Origin of the sequence: Pseudoalteromonas sp. T1lg24 (assembly GCF_002964745.1) — a bacterium.
Lineage (GTDB): Bacteria > Pseudomonadota > Gammaproteobacteria > Enterobacterales > Alteromonadaceae > Pseudoalteromonas > Pseudoalteromonas spongiae.
The window spans coordinates 537,930-555,427 of the sequence record NZ_PQCB01000016.1; the positions used below are offsets into that span (position 1 = coordinate 537,930).

Here is a 17,498-nt window from a genome sequence, read left to right on the forward strand (position 1 = left end):
CAAACAGCGCCCCGTTTATTTTTATAGTAGAGCGAACTTAACCACAAAGAGAATAGATAACACCCAAACGCTAATGCTCACTTCTTCAGCGCGATTGCACATTACTTTTACTGCTGTGTAAGCAATGAAACCTAATGCAATACCGTGCGCTATCGAAAACGTAAGCGGTGTCATTAATAATACAACGGCCACAGGCACGGCTTCTGTCATATCATCCCAATCAATCAGTTTTAAGTTTTGTAACATTAATACAGCAACATATAAAATTGCGCCAGCTGTGGCGTAAGCCGGCACCATCGCCGCAAGCGGTGCAAAGAACAGCATTAATAAAAAGCAGATACCAACAACAACGGCGGTTAAACCTGTTTTGCCGCCAACCGATACCCCAGCAACAGACTCAATATAAGAAGTCGTTGTTGATGTACCTAACGTTGCGCCCGCGATCGTTGCGCAACTATCTGCACTAAGAGCGCGGCCCATACGTGGAATATTGCCTTTTTCATCAGCAATACCGGCTTTTTGTGACACCGCAACAAGTGTGCCTGAGGTATCAAATAAGTCGACAAAAAGGAAAGCAAAAATCACACTAAGCATTGAAAGCTCTAGTGCGCTGGCAAAGTCCAGTTCCATCCAGGTCGGTGCAAGTGATGGTGGCATTGAAACAATGCCGTTATATTCAACTAAGCCAAATGCTAACGCGATAGTGGTGACACCTAAAATACTAAACAGCACGCCACTTTTAATATCTCGGTATAAAAGCGCTGCGATAAAAAAGAAACTAATAATTGCAAGTAACGGGCCCGCTTGGGTTATATCACCAAGCTGTACCAAGGTTTCAGGGCTTGCCACAATAATACCCGAGTTTTTAAGGGCGATTAACGCTAAGAATGCACCAATACCGGTGGCAATTGCGCGCTTTAAAACAAGAGGAATGGCATTAATAATCCACTCACGCACTTTAAATAAACTTAAAAGTAAAAAGATAATGCCAGAGAAAAACACCGCGGCAAGTGCGCTTTGCCAGCTGTAGCCCATACCTAGCACAACACCATATGTGAAAAATGCGTTAAGCCCCATGCCTGGTGCCAGTGCGATTGGGTAATTGGCCCAAAACCCCATAATAAAACAACCAATTGCTGCGGCTAAACAGGTGGCTACAAATGCTGCGCCTTGGTCTATGCCTGCTTCGGTTAACATTGCAGGGTTTACAAATACTATGTACACCATAGTGACAAATGTGGTGATGCCAGCGATCACTTCACGTTTAACCGTACTGCCCTGTTGGTTAATTTTAAAAAGTTGCTCAAACATGATTTCGTTACTGTGTCTTAAGGGGGCGATGATCATACCAGTGACACAGCAAAAATTAAATTTTTAAGTCATTTCGAAATGAAATTAAGTGAAAAAAACAAAAGCTTCTAAACTTAGGGTAATTCATCACGCTTAAATTAAGATAAACGTTCACCACGCATACTTTTTTAAAACACATTTTAATCGGAACGTTTCTAACAATCACCGTAAAAAAGTTATTAACCTTGTCTTAGGTTGATTAGCAATAAGGAAGCATATGTCCGACGAACATAAATCCATTGAAGTAGATTCATTAACAATAGAGGAAGTAGAACGCCTCATTCTTTCTACATTACTTGCGATCAAAAAAGAACTGACACAAAAAGCCCACACCATTGTAGAGCAAGATGCCGAACGTTTGTTTGCAACCTCAGTCACTATGTCAAAAGCCAAAAATGATGTTGGTGCTGCCAAATATATGCGTTTCGCTGCCCTGCAAGGTCATGTAAAAGCGCAGTTTTATTTAGGTATGATGTTCGCAAAAGGCGCCGGATTACCGCAAAGCGTGTATCACGCATATACCTGGTTATACCTAGCTGAAAGCCAAGGCTCGATAGAAGCCGTAGAGGCAATTGGTAAGCTACAGCCGCTACTCCAAGCAAAACAAATCACCGATGCCAAAAAGCAAGCTGCTGATTTATATGAGAATATTAATAACGCAATAATCCAATCTGAAAAAATTGTGTAAAAAATAACAAAAAGTGCTTGAAACAAAATACTGTATAAACTACTGTATAGATAATTCCACTGTATATTTAAACAGGTATCGTTATGTTACAAGCTCAACACCTTTCATCACAGCACGCAGTAAAGGTTTCAACACAAGATACAGACAAGCTGAAAGTTATTAATGTGCAAGATGACATTCAAGAAACATTGGCACTTATTGAAATACTGCAAAAGCATACCTGCGAAAATAAATGGACATTGCTGCTTGCACCCGATGCAGTACCAAGTAAAACCCTGTTAGAAAGTTTATCTATCGACCACAGCAAACTGCTTATTATTCGCCAGCGCCATCTTATTAATATTGAATACGTGGTTAATTCGGCGCTAAAAAATGGCAATTTTGGTGCAGTTGTATCGTGGACAAATATGCTTGATGAAGTAACGCTTAGTTCACTCTATGCAAACCAAACAGAGTTTAATGGCTATTTTTACCACTTTGCAGCTAGCAAAGGTGTGACGGCAAACCCTACTCTCTGCTAAAATGCTGGTTTTGAAAAACGAAATCTATTTATGTGTTACTGTGGAACAGCACAAACATTTGAGCAATGTTGTGCACCCATCATCAATGGTGAAAAAAAAGCAGATAATGCAGAGCAGCTAATGCGCTCTCGCTATTCTGCATACTGTGTAAATAACAGTGAATATATTCATAACACCTATGCACTAGCTAAACGTGCCGAAAACAGTGTTAGAGAAATAAAGTTATTTGCTGAACTTGCTGATTTCATAAAACTTACGGTGAATAGTTTTAATGAGCAAGGCGATTCAGCCCAAGTGCATTTTAAAGCAGAGTATATTTGCGACGGCTACTACTGCCAGCTAGAAGAAGTATCAAACTTTATTATTGAAGAAGATCAATGGCGCTATTTAGATGGCACCCTTACCCCTCATAACGAAACTAAGCTAGGCAGAAACGATACCTGTCCATGTGGTAGTGGTAAAAAGTTTAAAAAGTGTCATGGTAACTAAGTAGGTCTTAATCACTTTTTAAATGTATATAGTCTTAGCCTAAGCAACATTATCTTAGCCTATCACCAAAATTAAGACGTTGACTGAAAGTTTTAATAGGGTGGCCCAATTAGATAGCGCCCCCTATTTCTCAAAACCCATCTACAAATACCAAAATACCCATTCTTTTAGATATATTCAGATAATGCAACTGGATGATAATAATTGAGTTTCGCGATAAGCTTTTTATGCAATTTTTTCCGCTTAACTTTTCCTTTTGGTTAAATTACGAACGAAAAGCAAAGTATTTAGCCCACAAAATAAGCCACTCCCCGACCAACGACCAATCACGTAACGCATTTTGAAAAAAGACATAAACCCGTCAAATATATATTTAATGGCAAGCACGCTATTAACTGCCGCTATTTATACAAAGATTAACGTTACGAAAGATTCAGTAAGTATTTAACAAAAGAGCCCTTTGAACCGCTACGGCCAGCTTTACTAAGCGACAGAAGCGAAGCTGTACTCTTGGCTCTTTTCAATACTTTGATAGAAATTGTCGATATCCATTTCGTTATTCTTAAGCCCCACTTGTTTAGCACTGTGCAACTTCTTTTGCACCGCAGGCGGGCAATTATCAACAACTAGGGGCGGAATGTAGTTTTTATCATTCTTACAAGTGAAAGGTTCAGGCTTTAAACATTCATTAAATTGAATCGCGATTAATCCTTGGTTTTCTAACAATGTACGATTGTGTTCGCCAAGCAAGCCGTTAAACGGTTCACTTGCTAATGGCTTTTTCGGGCCTGCTGCGACCTTAGCGTATGAAAGAACCGGATCAACAGTCGGTGACTTTTCGCTTTTTATTAGCTGAAATTGCGAAAACTCCGTCGCATCATTGCTTAATAAAGAAAGTAAAAGTGCAAAATCAGAATGGCGCTGCTCTTTAACACTGTGAGAAAGTTGCTCTCCAAGTTGCGCTTCATGTGTGATGATTTGTTCGATTTGCATCTTTAATAGTCAATCTGATTAATAACAAAGCTGTTATCGACAAAATTCAAAAAAACTTTAGCTTAAACCTTTACTTAATTTTTTAGTTTGTTAATATTCGCCTCGTTCTCGTGGAGGGGTTCCCGAGCGGCCAAAGGGATCAGACTGTAAATCTGACGGCATTGCCTTCGATGGTTCGAATCCGTCCCCCTCCACCACTTCTCTTTCATTCCAAATTCCAAATTCCAAATTCCAAATTCCAAATTCCAAATTCCAAATTCCAAATTCCAAATTCCAAATTCCAAATTCCAAATTCCAAAAAGTGAAATGCTATCTGGTGCTAAGTCAACTAATTTAGCTTATTGATATTCACTTAGCGATTAATTACACACGTATAATTTAAATTTCAACACGCAAAATACACTGACCTACTCGTTATCAAAAATGCGTGTATTCACAGCACGTAATTTAGCGCTTGATTACGTTAACAAATAATCGAGCGTCACTGCCTAACATAAATTATTCTTTTCCAAACAAACAAATTAACTTGTGTCCCTATGTGTCACGAACATCAAATATGAATAACAAAAGTTCTTTTGGCGGTTACTTTGAGTGGTTTTGTATGAAATTTAGCTGTTATGATTGCATTTTGAGCGGTTGGCCACTTTTTTATAAAAAGTGCTTTACAGTAAGATAAAGCTTCACTAATATTGCGCCTACTTCAGTGGAGGGGTTCCCGAGCGGCCAAAGGGATCAGACTGTAAATCTGACGGCATTGCCTTCGATGGTTCGAATCCGTCCCCCTCCACCACTTTCTCTCTGAAGCTCATCTAAATCTATTCAAGCTTAAATATATCCAATTTATATCCGTTTTCTTTAAGCCAGCTTTCAGCTTTTCGATAATCTGGATAGATGCTCTCAACCGTTTGCCAAAACCTACGGCTATGATCCATCACTTTTAAATGCGCTACCTCATGTGCAACAACATATTCAATTACCCATAATGGCGCACTTACTAGCTGCAAATTAAATTGTAATCGTCGTTTCGAATCACATGCGCCCCAACGACTGCGCACATGTTTAATACTTACACTGTGAAATGACTTCTTGATTTGCGTTGCCAATCGCTGCGCATTAGCGCTGCAATAATCAGTAAGTTTACTTTTTGCAAAATCAGCGATTAACGCCAGCTGCTTATCACTTACATTTTTTACCCGTCGCGATGTATTAATAGACAGTACCCCGTCAACTAATTCAACGTTACTTTTTACCTGCCCTTCAACAAATGCTAAATTAACCTCTTCACCTAAAATAGTGAAAGTCTTTTGCGTTAATACCGACGCTGCATCAACACGTTTAATCTGCTTTTCTAAGTGTTTATTAATCCAATCTTGTTTTTGCATTAACCATTGTTCAATAAAGTCGTGTTTTAAATGCATAGGGGCATAAACAAACACTTCTTTTGCTTTAATTTTTATGGCGAGTGTTTTACGATTTTTACTGCGTTTTAACTGATATTTGATCGACATTATTTTCTATTGTGGTTAACTTGCTATAGTTATAAGAATCTAGCGCTAATCTGTATATAAATGAGTCAAAACAGCGAAAATCCACTCAAAGATAAGTCCATTTTAATTATTGATGACCAGAAATCGTTCCAACAACTGCTTAAAGGTATGTTGATACAACTGGGTGCCAATAATGTCTCATTTTACGATTCCGGCGAAGCCGCGCTTAATAAAATTGACAAAGATTCTGTTGATATTGTGTTTATCGATTATAACCTTGGACAAGGCCGAAATGGTAAACAGTTTTTAGAAGAGCTTAAGTATTTAAACAAATTATCTCGCCACAGTATTTCCATTTTAGTTACAGGGGAAAGTACTCGCTCAGTTGTTTTGTCGGTACTTGAAATTGAGCCTGACGATTATTTAATTAAGCCGTTTTCAAGTGGTATGTTAAAAACACGCTTAAGTAAGCTCTCCAATAAAAAGAAGTTATTTTTTGACGCGAATCAGGCAATCGAAGACGGTCAACTAGAAGCCGCAGTGCAAATTTACTTAAAAATAGCCAAAGATAGGCCGCGTAATGCCCAATTTTGTTATAAACGTGTCTGTCAGATCTACTTTGATTTAGGGCAATACCAAAATGCCTTTGAATTACTTGGTAATATTTTAGCAACAGCACGGCCCACTTGGGCGCTAACTTATATGGCGCAAACTTGCATGTTTTTGGCGCAATACGACAAAGCAATTCGTATTTGTGACGAATTACTCGGGCAAAACCGCTTTAATATCGACGCCTTAGACATTAAAGCCTTATGTTTAAACCATATTGATCAAGGGAAAGAATCACTTTTCCTTATCGAACAAAGTTGTAATATTTCACCGCATTCATTTGCAAGGCAAAAAACCTTCGCTGAAATCGCACAAGCTAACAACGATCTTGAGGCGCTTATTAAAGCACACGGCACCCTACTTGCCATGTCTAAAGGCACCGCATTTGCCCATATTGATTATCAGTTTAACTACATTCGTGCCATGTTCAGCCAACTCCATTTGGCTAACTCAAAAGAAGAAAAAGCTGACCTAAGTAATCAAATTAAAGGGAGTTTACGTCAAGCACAAAACGACCCTACCGTTACGGAGCAACATGCATTGTTTAAAGAGTTTAATACTTTTTGCGAAGCGCGATTAAGTGTCAGTGAAGGCGACTTTTTAGATGCGAAAAAAATGATAGCGCCTTATATTGCTGAACAATCATTAAGTAGCTCGGTATTGCCTGATTCTGTTATGGCACTGTTTGATTTAGGTGAATTCGACGATGCCAACGCGCAGCTTGAAAAGTACAAAGGGCTGAACGAATGCGATGGGCAAACCCTTAAACAATTACAAGAGCGTAACGAGTCGCTTGCAAATCATCAGACCGAGTTTGAGCAGCATAATGTCCGTGGCATTGAGCTGTATAAACAAGGCGATTTTCAAAACGCTATTGAGCAATTTGAAATGGCACTTAAATACGCACCTATGAATACGGGGAGCGCACTTAACTTACTGCAAGCCCTATTACAGCTTTTGCCTCGTGCAAATCAAGCAGCCGATGTTATTTTGGAAAAATGTCGCAGTAATTTCCGCTTGGTTGAAGGCATGGCACTACCTCGTCAACATGCTAAACGACTTGAAGATCTTAAGTTTGAATACAACAAGTTAGCTAAACTTTATTCACAATCAAATTAGCAAAACCTTAGCTAAGTGCTAGGCTTAAAGAATTCAATATCTGATATTTTTGATTTATGAGCAATGCACCAAAATGTAAATATGTATCGCCTGAAAACGAGCAATGTCGTGAGCTTGATATGGGTGGCGGCTATTGTTTTTGGCACGATCAAAAATACGATAAAAGTGGCTTAGCGTTAACAGAAAAATTAGAGCGCTATGCCAAACGCGGCGGTTTATTAAAAGGCTTACAGCTAAAACGAGCTGACCTTACCGGGCTTAACCTAGTCAATCACCACGGTGAAGATTTCGACCTATCGTACAGCAACTTTTATCGCGCAAATATGCAAAACGCGCATCTTTACAATACCTGTATTCGTGATGCCTCACTGATGAAAGCCGATTTACGTGACGCCAATTTGCATTGCGCCAAATTAGAGGGAACAAACCTGCTTGGCATCAAACTAGTCGGCGCACGTATCGATAATATGAAGTTGGGCAACACCTTATTGCAAGAAAATCTTGCGCGAAAAGCTGAAAAACAAAACGACAGTGACATAGCACTAGATTATTTTGAACAATCTGAAGAGATCTATCGCGATCTTCGAAATGCCGCAGAGAATCAAGGACTGTTAGAGCTATCAGGCAAATTTAATCACAAAGTACTGATTATGCGCAGGCATCAATATCCCAAATTTTCAAGACATCGCATTGCCTCTAAGTTTTTCGATATCTTGTGCGGCTATGGCGAGCGCCCTGTAAACGTTATTTTCTTTTCGATGATGCTGATTCTGCTTTGCGCACTTGGTTACTTTACGTTTGGCGTAAGCTTTAATGGCGACACAATTCAGTTCAGTTCAACGCAAAACACGCAAGAAAATTTAATGGCGCTGGTTAACAGCCTCTACTTTAGTGTAGTGACCTTTACAACCTTAGGATACGGTGACATAACGCCTCTTGGCTATTCCCGATTTATTGCCGCTGTCGAAGCTTTTTGCGGTAGCTTCTCTCTAGCCCTGTTTGTGGTAGTTTTCGTTAAGAAAATGACGCGTTAGCGTGAACACCCTTAACGAAAACTCAAACCATTAACCCGAGTATTAATGTCATATTCGTTTTGCTAATTAATGTTGCCAATAATAAACAACATCATGAATACCATTGAAAGTAATCGAAAAAAGAACAATTGCCCTTTTAAACTGCGTACCTGTTTAGACGTTTTAAAAACTTTTAACTCTAATGCTTTACAATATTCACGACTAATCATAATAGAACCCCCATAGTAGTATCGGTGTTATACCAACATACCTGTTTGGCACACTTAGTTAGATTATGCATAATCGTTACCAAGTTTTAATGTGCCTTCGCGTTCCTTTTTACCCTCGCTCCTAACTTGCTATCGACCTATCAGATAAAACTTTAAACGATATTTACCGCTAACCTTGCTGTTAGCGACTTACTATCAAAAAAGTTAGATCATAAGTCGCCAGTTCGAGTTAAAGCCTAGTTATCTTTTGTGCGCTTTTTCTATCTAGCGTTCATTACGTTGAAAACGCGCATACAGACCAGAGTATCGCGATACGGTGCGTGCCATGGCGCGCTCTAAGCCTCCCGCTAACGATACCAATTCAAACGATTCTTTCGCACGCGTAATGCCGGTGTATACCAACTGTCGATTAAGTACCGGTGAATTAACCGGTAGTAACATAGCAACATGTTTAAATTCAGAGCCTTGCGATTTATGAATTGTCATTGCATAAACAGTATCGAATTGTGGTAAACGAGTTGTTGAAATCACGCGTTCAGCACCTTGATCGTCAATAAAGCTCGCCATTAATCGACCGTTTTCGTCTTCGATGATAATGCCAATATCACCGTTAAATAAATTGAGCTGGTAATTGTTTTCATTGATCATAATTGGCATACCAATATAAAAATTACCGGTGCGTTTAATTAACTGCTGCTGGCCAAGCTGTTTTTCGATTTTCATATTGAGCTCGTTGGTACCATACGGCCCAACACGCGTTGCACACAGGATTTGGTAGTTTGCAAACGCTAAATGAACATCGCGAATGCTATCGCCATTGCGTATTGCTTTAAGGTAAACACTGTAGTGGCCGGCTGCGCGGTCAATAAATCCCTTAAAATCAGTTTCAAGCGAACTAAACATCAAATCTGCGCTGTTTGAGTGATATACCTCATTCAGGGCATTCAAATCATTGCTATTAACCGCTTTTGCCAATCGCCCTATGCCGCTGTCGGTTTTAAAACGGTGGCTAACTTGCAAATAAGCAAGGTTATCATTGAGCTCATAAGAGGTTGGTTTTGCCGCATTCATTGGCATATTAAGTAGCTGCGCAAGGGCTTTTGCCGTCTCTGGTGTGTAATTATGATCGACACCTAACGTTAATGGGCGACATAAATCTGACAGTACATTACCCGTATCAACCGATGATAATTGGTCTTTATCACCTAATAAAATAACCCGCGCATGACTTGGTAATGCATCAAATAGTTTAGCTAACATGGCTAAATCAACCATCGAGGCTTCATCTAAAATCACTAAGTCCACGTCGAGCGGGTTTTGTCGATTGTGGCGAAACTTGTTAGATAAATGGATCACGCCCAACAAACGGTGCAAGGTTTGCGCTGTGTCTGGAATATGCTTTGCAATTTGCGAATCAATATTCAAGTGTTGCTTTGCACCGGCAATCGATTCACTCAATCTCGCCGCTGCTTTGCCCGTTGGTGCAACAAGTTGCACTTTTAGCGGCACCTTGCTGTAGAGCGACTGTAGAATTGCCAACAATTTAGTCACTGTGGTGGTTTTACCAGTGCCCGGTCCACCAGAAATAATACAAAAACGTTTTAAGCAGGCTACGGCGCAGGCCACTTTTTGCCAATCAAGGGCCCCTGAGTCTTTAAAATAATGCGACAGCAAATTACCCAACTCAGTTAAATCGAGGTTAGTGGAAAGTGCATTTCTCGTCTTTACCGCCTCTACAAATTCACGCTCATAATCATCATAGCGAGCAAAATACAGGTGTTTTGCAAACAAACGAAGTGGCTGTTGCTCCCCTACGCTGTGGTGTGCCTGCAAAAGCGCACTAAAGTCATCATCACTTGTAAATGGCGACTGCTTTTTACCATATTCAGTAAGAGCAAGATTAAACGGGTCGTCTTTATCAATGCTTTCAAGCGGTAAACATGAGTGCTGAGAGCGCACTGCACGGCTTAATAACAAGACTAGGTAAAATACTTTAGAATCGCTATCTGGTACTAATATGCTCGCCAGATTAATGTCAAACTGATCGATTTTGTCATATTCAATAAGTAGTTCACGCATTGAATGTCCCCTTATCAAATAAGCTATCTAATGCAAGCACTTGCTCAACATCGGGTGCTTTGTAATACACGCCATTACCCGTTGGCATACCGCGCATAAATAAGTAAAGGCTGCCCCCTAAATGGGTGTGAATGTCGTAATTAGCAATACGTTGTTTTAACAAACGGTGTAACGCTACCGTGTAGAGTAAATATTGCAAATGGTAGTGATGTGAACTCATCACCGTTTCCATATTGTCTTGATTGTAGTCCTCACCGCTATCACCTAAATAATTCGACTTATAATCGAGCACATAGTAACGGCCATCAAAACAAAAGATTAAATCGATAAACCCTTTCAGCATGCCGCTTATGGTAGCGCTTGTAAGCGGTGTAAAATGATCGCGACTCTGTGTTAACAAAATATCGTTAAGTTTCCGGGTCACTAATTCGTTTACTGGCAGCATAAACTCCATTTCGATTAGGCACTGAGTCATATCTAGCTGTTCCATCGATATGGCAAGTGGCGCTAATGGCTTAGCTAATAACTGTTTAATCCAGTTTTCAACAACCTCCTGCCAACCATCATCTATTTGGTATGCGAGTAACTGCTTTTCCACCACATCTGCAAGCGGTTCTTTTTGCTCAAAAACTGGCTGTTCAGCAGCGTTAAAATCAATTTCTTCCATAATGGCGTGTAAGCAACTACCGGCATTGGCGCCTTTTGGAAAACTAAACTCATTTTGTACGATTGCAGTAGTGCTCTCCTGCCAATCGAGTAAATGCATTTCATCATTGGCACCTTGTTTGTAATCAAATGAGCTGCTATCGCCATGAGAAGACTTAGTTAACGATGAAAAGCTCGAAAGTCGCCATTTATTTGGTACGCTTTTCGTTTTTTGCTTAACCAATAATTGATCAAACGTGGTGGCTGCTTGAGGTAACACTACCGGCGATTCTGGTGCACTATAAAGTGACGCGCTTAAACCACTATGGCTATCGCAAAATCCGCGCAATTGGTTATACCAGTCATGTCCCGTATCAATATCATCTTTATCAAGTAGCAAATGCCCTAAAGGCGTTTTTGCAATACCTGGTGTTTTACTGCGACCATCTTTACAGTTGTATAAGCCCACCACTAAATAATGTACCGCGCGCGTTAGGGCAACATATAAAAGGCGTAAGTCCTCAGCAAGACTTTCTTTACTTGCCAGCGCTTTCGCGTCATCGTCGGGCGCTAAATCATAAATAAGTGTGCCATCGTCTTTATGATAAACCGCATCGTTATTTTCTCTAAAGCTTGCAACAAACGGCATATACACAACAGGATATTCCAGTCCTTTTGAGCCATGCATGGTTACAATGTTCACCAGTTGTTGATCGGTTTCTAGACGCAGTTGCGAACCTTCTGCCGCGAATTTAGTAATTTGGTCATAGAGCCAGTGCAGCAAACGATGATAACTGTTCAGCGCCAGTTGTTTTTGCTGTAATAATTCACCCAAATGCCGAATATCCGTTAGCAAGCGTGGTACATCCCAGCCTTTTTGCTGCCAACGACTCGGAAGCGCATTTAACTCGACCAGTGATTCAATTACCGCCATTACACCTTTTTGTTGTAGCAACAATTTTAGCTCGGCAAAGTGTTCTAAGGTTTCTTCCCATGCATTGGTATTTTGCGTTAATTCATGCACTTGTGAATAATTTAGCGCAAACAGCGGCCCCACTAAAACGCCGCGAAAAATCGCTTCATTGTAGGGGGTAATAAGCGCAGAAAGAAAGGTCAATAAATGACTCGCGAGTGGCGTTTCAAACACACTATCGCGCGATAAAAACACACTGGCAACGCCACATTTATAAAGAGCGCTTTTAATTGAATTTGCTTGGTTGCGATCCCTGACGAGTACCGCAATATCGTTTGCTTTTAACGCGTCACCTTCCAATTTGGCACGTCCCGCCGCGGCATCAATTAATAGCTCGGCAATTTGCGAGGCGCAAATGTTGGCAAGGTGATTATCCCCTTGTCCTTTTGCCACAGTGTCATCAAGTTCATCGAATACTAAAAAATGAATACCTGACTTACTTTCTTCATTAACAAATAATCCCGACTCGCTGCTTTTACCAAACGCCTTTACTTTGCCAAATGGAATGTCTTTATTAAAAATAAAACTATCGTCTTTGTTAGCGAAAATACTGTTTACACCATCAACAATTTGCTGCGATGAGCGATAGTTAGTATCCAGAGTGTAATGACTTTCTAACGGTACTTGGCGCTTGGCGTCAATGTAGGTAAAAATATCAGCGCCGCGAAACCCATAAATAGCTTGCTTAGGATCGCCAATCATAATCAATGCGTTGTCGTTATGTGATACGCTTTTATTGTTTAAATAAATATTGGCGAATATACCGTATTGAATAGGATCGGTATCTTGGAATTCATCGATTAGTGCAACCGGGTACTGACTTAAAATTGCATTCGCCAGCTCACCACTTGTGTTAGTTTCAAGCGCTAAACTTAAATTTTGTAATAAATCATCCGGATTAATCAGCTGATGCTTTTGTTTTTCACTGAGTAACCAATCAACAAGGTAGTGATACGCACTAATTAAAATCGACACTGGCAATGCTGCTTCGGCCTGTGCTTTTAGCGTTGCCGCTTCATCAAATAAGGTTGCAAGTTGATGGCTAACCGGAGGTTTATCTTTTAAATAATTGCCTTTATCTGCAAATGCTTGCTCACCCCAGATCTCAAACGAACGTTTTGATGCGCCTTCAAAAATGACCTCATCACTTTGGCAATAGGCATTTAATAATCCTAAGTTTTTGCTGCTCGCGATGGGCTTTGATTTTTTAAACGGCGTGTTTTCAATAAAGCCGATAAACTCTTGCGCTAAGATCTGCTGTTTAAGCGTACTTGTAGTCTCATAAAGGGCATTTTGTAACGAAAGCGCTTGCTCAAAGGTATAATGCGGCGTAATTTCAACGCCTGTGCGGCTCAATAATCCAAATAAATTTTTAAGCAATACATCCGGTGATGAAAAACAGCTGGTTACCGCCGCGTAGCTTTGCTTTTCAAGTGGAAAAACGAACTGACGCCAAAAATCTTTAATCGCGGTCTCAAGCAGTTCACTCTGATCCATAATAAATTGCAAATTAAACGCCATTCCTGATTCAAACGCATGTTGTTTAAGCATACGTTGACAAAAACCATGAATCGTAAAAATGGCGGCATCATCGAGCGATTTAACTGCACTGTCGATTTGATAAAACGCACTGTGGCTATCATCTATTTGGCTTACTAACTCGTTAACTACCTGATCATTGGTTTCTTTACCCAGCAGTGTGTCACGCAAGGTAATTAAACGCTGCCTTACCCTGTCTTTAATTTCCGCGGTGGCCGCTTCGGTAAACGTTACAACTAAAATCTGTTCAATACTGAGCGGCGTTGTACGTTTGCCCTCTTGAGTAAAGCCAAGTAGTAACCGTAAATATAGTGCTGTGATGGTATACGTTTTACCGGTACCCGCGCTTGCCTCAATTAAGTTTACGCCGCACAGCGGCATCGCCATAGGTTTAAGATTTTGCATATTTATGCTCCGTAATAATGGCGTCTATCGGTGCAAGATAGGTTTCAGTTAATTCAATAAACTCGTCAGCGACACTTTCTAGGGAGGTAAAATCAAGTGCAATATACGGGTCGCTCAATTCGTTTTGACCAACAAACGAAGCACCTGAGAATGTGTTTTCTGCCGCGGCAAAATCGCGTTTTTGTAAATAGCTAAATCCAGTCGTCGCAAACAATGGCAACGGCCGAGTAAACATACAGAGGTACAGCTCGCCCCATTTTTCAAGCTGACTTAATGCCTCGTCTTGGTTCAGTTGCTGGTATTCAATATAGCCATCAAGGGATAAAAACACGGTGCTATTTACATCACCACAGGCTGAGCCCGCTAGGTGATATAAATACCCGGCAATTTTATCTTTTGCTTTTAATTTAGCTGTAGGACGATACAAATATTGCGTCGCCAACGATACTGGCTTTAATGCACCACTTATTTTCAGCATTGATAGTGACAAATCTACACGTTTTGGCTCAATAGGTGTTTCATCACCTGTAATAATCTGATGGCGTTTTAACTCCATCAACAAAGGCTCTGCAGTATTCACCATGTTATCGAACGCGAGTTCGGCACCCGCTCCTTGCGGTAAATCGCCCCTTGCAATAATTGCCGCTAAATTAGGGGCATTACTTAGATAATCGCGCTCGATAATTTCTTGCAAATAGCGGTAACGCGTTAAACCGTCTAAGGCAAAAGTTTCGTCATCTTGATTATTAAATTGATAGTCACCTAATCGTGCACCAATGGTGGAGCGATAAAACGATTGCTGTGGTGCAAGTAATTGCTGAATAAACAGCGATAAATCAACCTGTGTGTCGATATCTGCAACTAACGGTTCGTTTTGACCCGTTGCTGGCGTTGGTTTTGGTAACCAAATCGGGTTATAGCTTTGCAGGTGCGATTGTTGATAATACGCAGGATTAAACGGCTGCAAGTAATGGCTAACCGTTAACGATTCAATTAGTTTACCTTTATCGTGCTCAAACACACGGGATAAATAGTCTGTTAGTTCACTGACTAAAACACTCGGTAAACGCTCCGAATTATCCACACACGAATTACCGATATAGCTTAAATACACATGTTCACGGGCACTTAAAATTGCTTCTAAAAACAAGTAACGGTCGTCCATTTTACGTGAACGGTCACCTTTTTGTGGTTTGCTGTGCTGAAGTAAATCAAATCCCAGAGGCTGCACAGTGCGCGGATAATCACCATCATTTAAGCCTAAAATACAAACCACTTTAAAGGGCACTGCACGCATAGGCATTAAAGTACAAAAATTTACCTGGCCCATAAAAAAGCGCTGGCCAACCCCTTTTTGCATCAGTTGCTGCTTGAGAATATGCACCATTAGCACTTGTGATACCGCGCCAGTATGATCATTGTTTTCAAAGTGCTGTAAAACGTGTTCGAGTGCCTTTTGTACAAAGCCTAAGTCGTTATTTTGGCTTATATCACTTGCGTAAAAGCGCATTGTAAGTTGTTGCAACTGCTTTACTTTTTCAGCTAAGTTGCCACTGGATTTTAACTCTTTTTGTGTTTGTTCAAGTGCATCAAAAAAGCGAATTAATTTAGCCAGCGTTTCAACCGCCATACCTTCAACCTGATCGGCTGCAAATAACTGGTTAAATTCGGTGTTTTCGTCTTTGCTGGCAAACCCCAGTATTAAGCGCGATAACCCCTGTCGCCAACTGTTAATGGCAATTTTCGGTTGGTTAAATTCGCCTTTATGTTCGCCATCAATGCCCCAGCGAATATTAACCTGCTCTAACCAATAACCAATTTGATTGAGTTCTTCGCTCGAAATTTCAAACTTTGCTGAGATTTCGTCAACTTGTAATAAGTCCAGAATATCAGATACATAAAAACGGCAAGCGCCTAAATCGGCAAGTTTAATAAAGCTGTTTACGATTGGTTTTTCTTGCTCAACACCTAAGTCAGAAATCGCAAATGGAATGTAACGGTTGTCTTTTGCACTGCCAAATACCGCTTCAATATATGGGCTGTACTGGCCGGAATCGGGCATCATCACGATAATATCGCGCGGTGATAAGCTATCGTCAGCACTAAATAAGTTCAACAAATGGTCGTGCAGCGCTTCTACTTCTCTAAGTGCATTATGGCAGCGCGCAAACTGAAACGACGAATAGCCTTTGTTTTCACTATAAGTTAACTTGCCCTCATCTGATACAAACCAAGTTGGGTCACTAGCAAGCGGCACGCCTTTAAACGCTAATTCAAAAATTTCCTGTTGTAATTGACCCAGTAAATTCTCATCAAACGCTTCAATAAATATATCGGTCCACTGTGCATCTAATTCCACCAGCTGCTCTAAATATTCGCGCCCTAGTTTACCCCATGATGCCAAAAGTGGATTACCTACAATGTAATAATCCTCGCCTTCGGCATCAATATTTGGTTTAACGTCATAATTGGCAATAATTTTCGCTTTGGTTTTTTCATCAACTACATCGCCCCAGTAATGTTTACTCGGGTTACATAAATAAATGTACACATCAATGTGCTCGGCTAATGCCTGAAACACTTCAAGTTGCTGACTGGGAATGGCTGACAAGCCAAATATGTATAAATTTTGATGAAATAAATTAATTGCATTTTGGTTTAGAGATGCAATTAAATCTTGATGCAGATTCGCACGGTGATATGGGTTTTGCCCAAGTGTTTGCGTATGCTCAACTAGTTTTCGCCATAATATGGGCTGCCACGGTGCAATTGATATATCGACATCGGCAAGTTCGTCGTCACCCTGCTGCCAGCTCTCTAGCCAAGCTGGTCGATACATTAAATATTGGTCAAACGCATCGGCAATTTTTTCGCACAAACTAAATAATCGCGTATCGTTATCGAGCGCAGTTTGCGTATCCACCAAGTACTGTTTTAACAGTGCAAATTCCGCTTGTTCTAAACAATTAGGCAAAATATTAAATAGCTTCCACGCCATATTATTTTTGTTAAATGAGGATTCTTGTGGCACATCTGACAATAAGTTTTGATACAAACGCCAAATATAACTTGAAGGCAACACATAATCGATTTGCCCTGTGACACCATGTTGCTCGGCAATCAACACCTTTAGCCACTGCGCCATACCGGGTGATTGCACCAACACTTGTTCTTTATTAAAAATGCTCGGATTGGGGCTGTGCATCAGCGACTGAGATAAGTGAAGCTGAAGCGCTTCCATACGGTTTGATTGAATAATATGCAGCATTTTAAGAACAAACTAACTAATTGGTTTACCTTATATTAATTTAAATAAAAGCGGCTGACTATGAAAGAGTAAAAAGCTAACGTGACACGC

General features: G+C 40.4%; 11 protein-coding genes and 2 tRNA genes. 7 read left to right on the forward strand and 6 right to left on the reverse strand.

All coding sequences use genetic code 11. The annotated features are described in order from the left end of the window. Window positions 1-21: 21 nt before the first annotated feature. Entirely contained in the window at window positions 22-1,311 is a 1,290-nt protein-coding gene (locus C2M30_RS09875; RefSeq protein WP_199775879.1) for an NCS2 family permease, read from the reverse strand. A 256-nt stretch (window positions 1,312-1,567) separates the two neighbouring features. Between C2M30_RS09875 and C2M30_RS09880 the strand changes: the two genes are divergently transcribed. The 3 genes from C2M30_RS09880 to C2M30_RS09890 all read left to right on the forward strand — a co-directional run bounded on the left by C2M30_RS09880 (window position 1,568) and on the right by C2M30_RS09890 (window position 3,048). After that, window positions 1,568-2,038, forward strand: a complete 471-nt coding sequence (locus C2M30_RS09880) for a tetratricopeptide repeat protein (protein ID WP_105171512.1) — start codon at window positions 1,568-1,570, stop codon at window positions 2,036-2,038. Window positions 2,039-2,121: 83 nt separating this feature from the next. After that, a complete protein-coding gene (locus C2M30_RS09885) occupies window positions 2,122-2,559 on the forward strand; it encodes a SulA-like leucine-rich domain-containing protein (protein ID WP_105171513.1) in 438 nt (145 codons plus the stop codon). A gap of 30 nt (window positions 2,560-2,589) precedes the next feature. Then, window positions 2,590-3,048, forward strand: a complete 459-nt coding sequence (locus C2M30_RS09890) for a YchJ family protein (RefSeq protein WP_105171514.1) — start codon at window positions 2,590-2,592, stop codon at window positions 3,046-3,048. A 483-nt stretch (window positions 3,049-3,531) separates the two neighbouring features. Here the strand turns inward: C2M30_RS09890 and C2M30_RS09895 are convergent, their stop codons facing one another. Continuing rightward, window positions 3,532-4,041 carry a VC2046/SO_2500 family protein gene (locus C2M30_RS09895; protein WP_105171515.1) on the reverse strand — a complete coding sequence of 170 codons (510 nt, stop codon included), beginning with the start codon at window positions 4,039-4,041 and terminating at the stop codon, window positions 3,532-3,534. Window positions 4,042-4,153: 112 nt separating this feature from the next. Between C2M30_RS09895 and C2M30_RS09900 the strand changes: the two genes are divergently transcribed. Then, window positions 4,154-4,238 (forward strand) — tRNA-Tyr (locus C2M30_RS09900). Between the two features lie 508 nt (window positions 4,239-4,746). Continuing rightward, window positions 4,747-4,831 (forward strand) — tRNA-Tyr (locus C2M30_RS09910). 25 nt (window positions 4,832-4,856) lie between these two features. On the opposite strand, the gene C2M30_RS09915 is transcribed toward C2M30_RS09910, so the two are convergent. Next, entirely contained in the window at window positions 4,857-5,549 is a 693-nt protein-coding gene (locus tag C2M30_RS09915; protein ID WP_105171516.1) for a M48 family metallopeptidase, read from the reverse strand. A 60-nt stretch (window positions 5,550-5,609) separates the two neighbouring features. On the opposite strand from C2M30_RS09915, the gene C2M30_RS09920 reads away from it, so the two are divergent. Together C2M30_RS09920 and C2M30_RS09925 are read left to right on the forward strand one after the other, a co-directional pair. Then, a complete protein-coding gene (locus C2M30_RS09920) occupies window positions 5,610-7,256 on the forward strand; it encodes a response regulator (protein WP_105171517.1) in 1,647 nt (548 codons plus the stop codon). Window positions 7,257-7,312: 56 nt separating this feature from the next. Beyond that, window positions 7,313-8,290 carry a pentapeptide repeat-containing protein gene (locus C2M30_RS09925; RefSeq protein WP_105171518.1) on the forward strand — a complete coding sequence of 326 codons (978 nt, stop codon included), beginning with the start codon at window positions 7,313-7,315 and terminating at the stop codon, window positions 8,288-8,290. A 473-nt stretch (window positions 8,291-8,763) separates the two neighbouring features. On the opposite strand, the gene recD is transcribed toward C2M30_RS09925, so the two are convergent. The 3 genes from recD to recC are packed head-to-tail and all read right to left on the reverse strand — an operon-like array spanning window position 8,764 to window position 17,408. Then, the gene (gene recD / locus C2M30_RS09930) at window positions 8,764-10,578 is read right to left on the reverse strand and encodes an exodeoxyribonuclease V subunit alpha (RefSeq protein ID WP_105171519.1); all 1,815 of its coding nucleotides are present in this window, start codon (window positions 10,576-10,578) and stop codon (window positions 8,764-8,766) included. Continuing rightward, window positions 10,571-14,140 carry an exodeoxyribonuclease V subunit beta gene (recB, locus tag C2M30_RS09935; protein ID WP_105171520.1) on the reverse strand — a complete coding sequence of 1,190 codons (3,570 nt, stop codon included), beginning with the start codon at window positions 14,138-14,140 and terminating at the stop codon, window positions 10,571-10,573. The genes recD and recB overlap by 8 nt, the downstream gene beginning before the upstream one ends. Next, window positions 14,127-17,408: an exodeoxyribonuclease V subunit gamma gene (gene recC / locus C2M30_RS09940; protein ID WP_105171521.1), complete on the reverse strand. Its 3,282-nt coding sequence runs from the start codon at window positions 17,406-17,408 to the stop codon at window positions 14,127-14,129. Before recC ends, recB begins: the two co-directional genes overlap by 14 nt. Window positions 17,409-17,498: the final 90 nt, after the last annotated feature.

Bases quoted from the DNA above. Each gene is read 5' to 3' on its own strand.
- C2M30_RS09875 (WP_199775879.1), bottom strand. From the start codon at position 1,311: ATGTTTGAGCAACTTTTTAAAATTAACCAACAGGGCAGTACGGTTAAA.
- C2M30_RS09880 (WP_105171512.1), top strand. From the start codon at position 1,568: ATGTCCGACGAACATAAATCCATTGAAGTAGATTCATTAACAATAGAG.
- C2M30_RS09885 (WP_105171513.1), top strand. From the start codon at position 2,122: ATGTTACAAGCTCAACACCTTTCATCACAGCACGCAGTAAAGGTTTCA.
- C2M30_RS09890 (WP_105171514.1), top strand. From the start codon at position 2,590: ATGTGTTACTGTGGAACAGCACAAACATTTGAGCAATGTTGTGCACCC.
- C2M30_RS09895 (WP_105171515.1), bottom strand. From the start codon at position 4,041: ATGCAAATCGAACAAATCATCACACATGAAGCGCAACTTGGAGAGCAA.
- C2M30_RS09915 (WP_105171516.1), bottom strand. From the start codon at position 5,549: ATGTCGATCAAATATCAGTTAAAACGCAGTAAAAATCGTAAAACACTC.
- C2M30_RS09920 (WP_105171517.1), top strand. From the start codon at position 5,610: ATGAGTCAAAACAGCGAAAATCCACTCAAAGATAAGTCCATTTTAATT.
- C2M30_RS09925 (WP_105171518.1), top strand. From the start codon at position 7,313: ATGAGCAATGCACCAAAATGTAAATATGTATCGCCTGAAAACGAGCAA.
- recD (WP_105171519.1), bottom strand. From the start codon at position 10,578: ATGCGTGAACTACTTATTGAATATGACAAAATCGATCAGTTTGACATT.
- recB (WP_105171520.1), bottom strand. From the start codon at position 14,140: ATGCAAAATCTTAAACCTATGGCGATGCCGCTGTGCGGCGTAAACTTA.
- recC (WP_105171521.1), bottom strand. From the start codon at position 17,408: ATGCTGCATATTATTCAATCAAACCGTATGGAAGCGCTTCAGCTTCAC.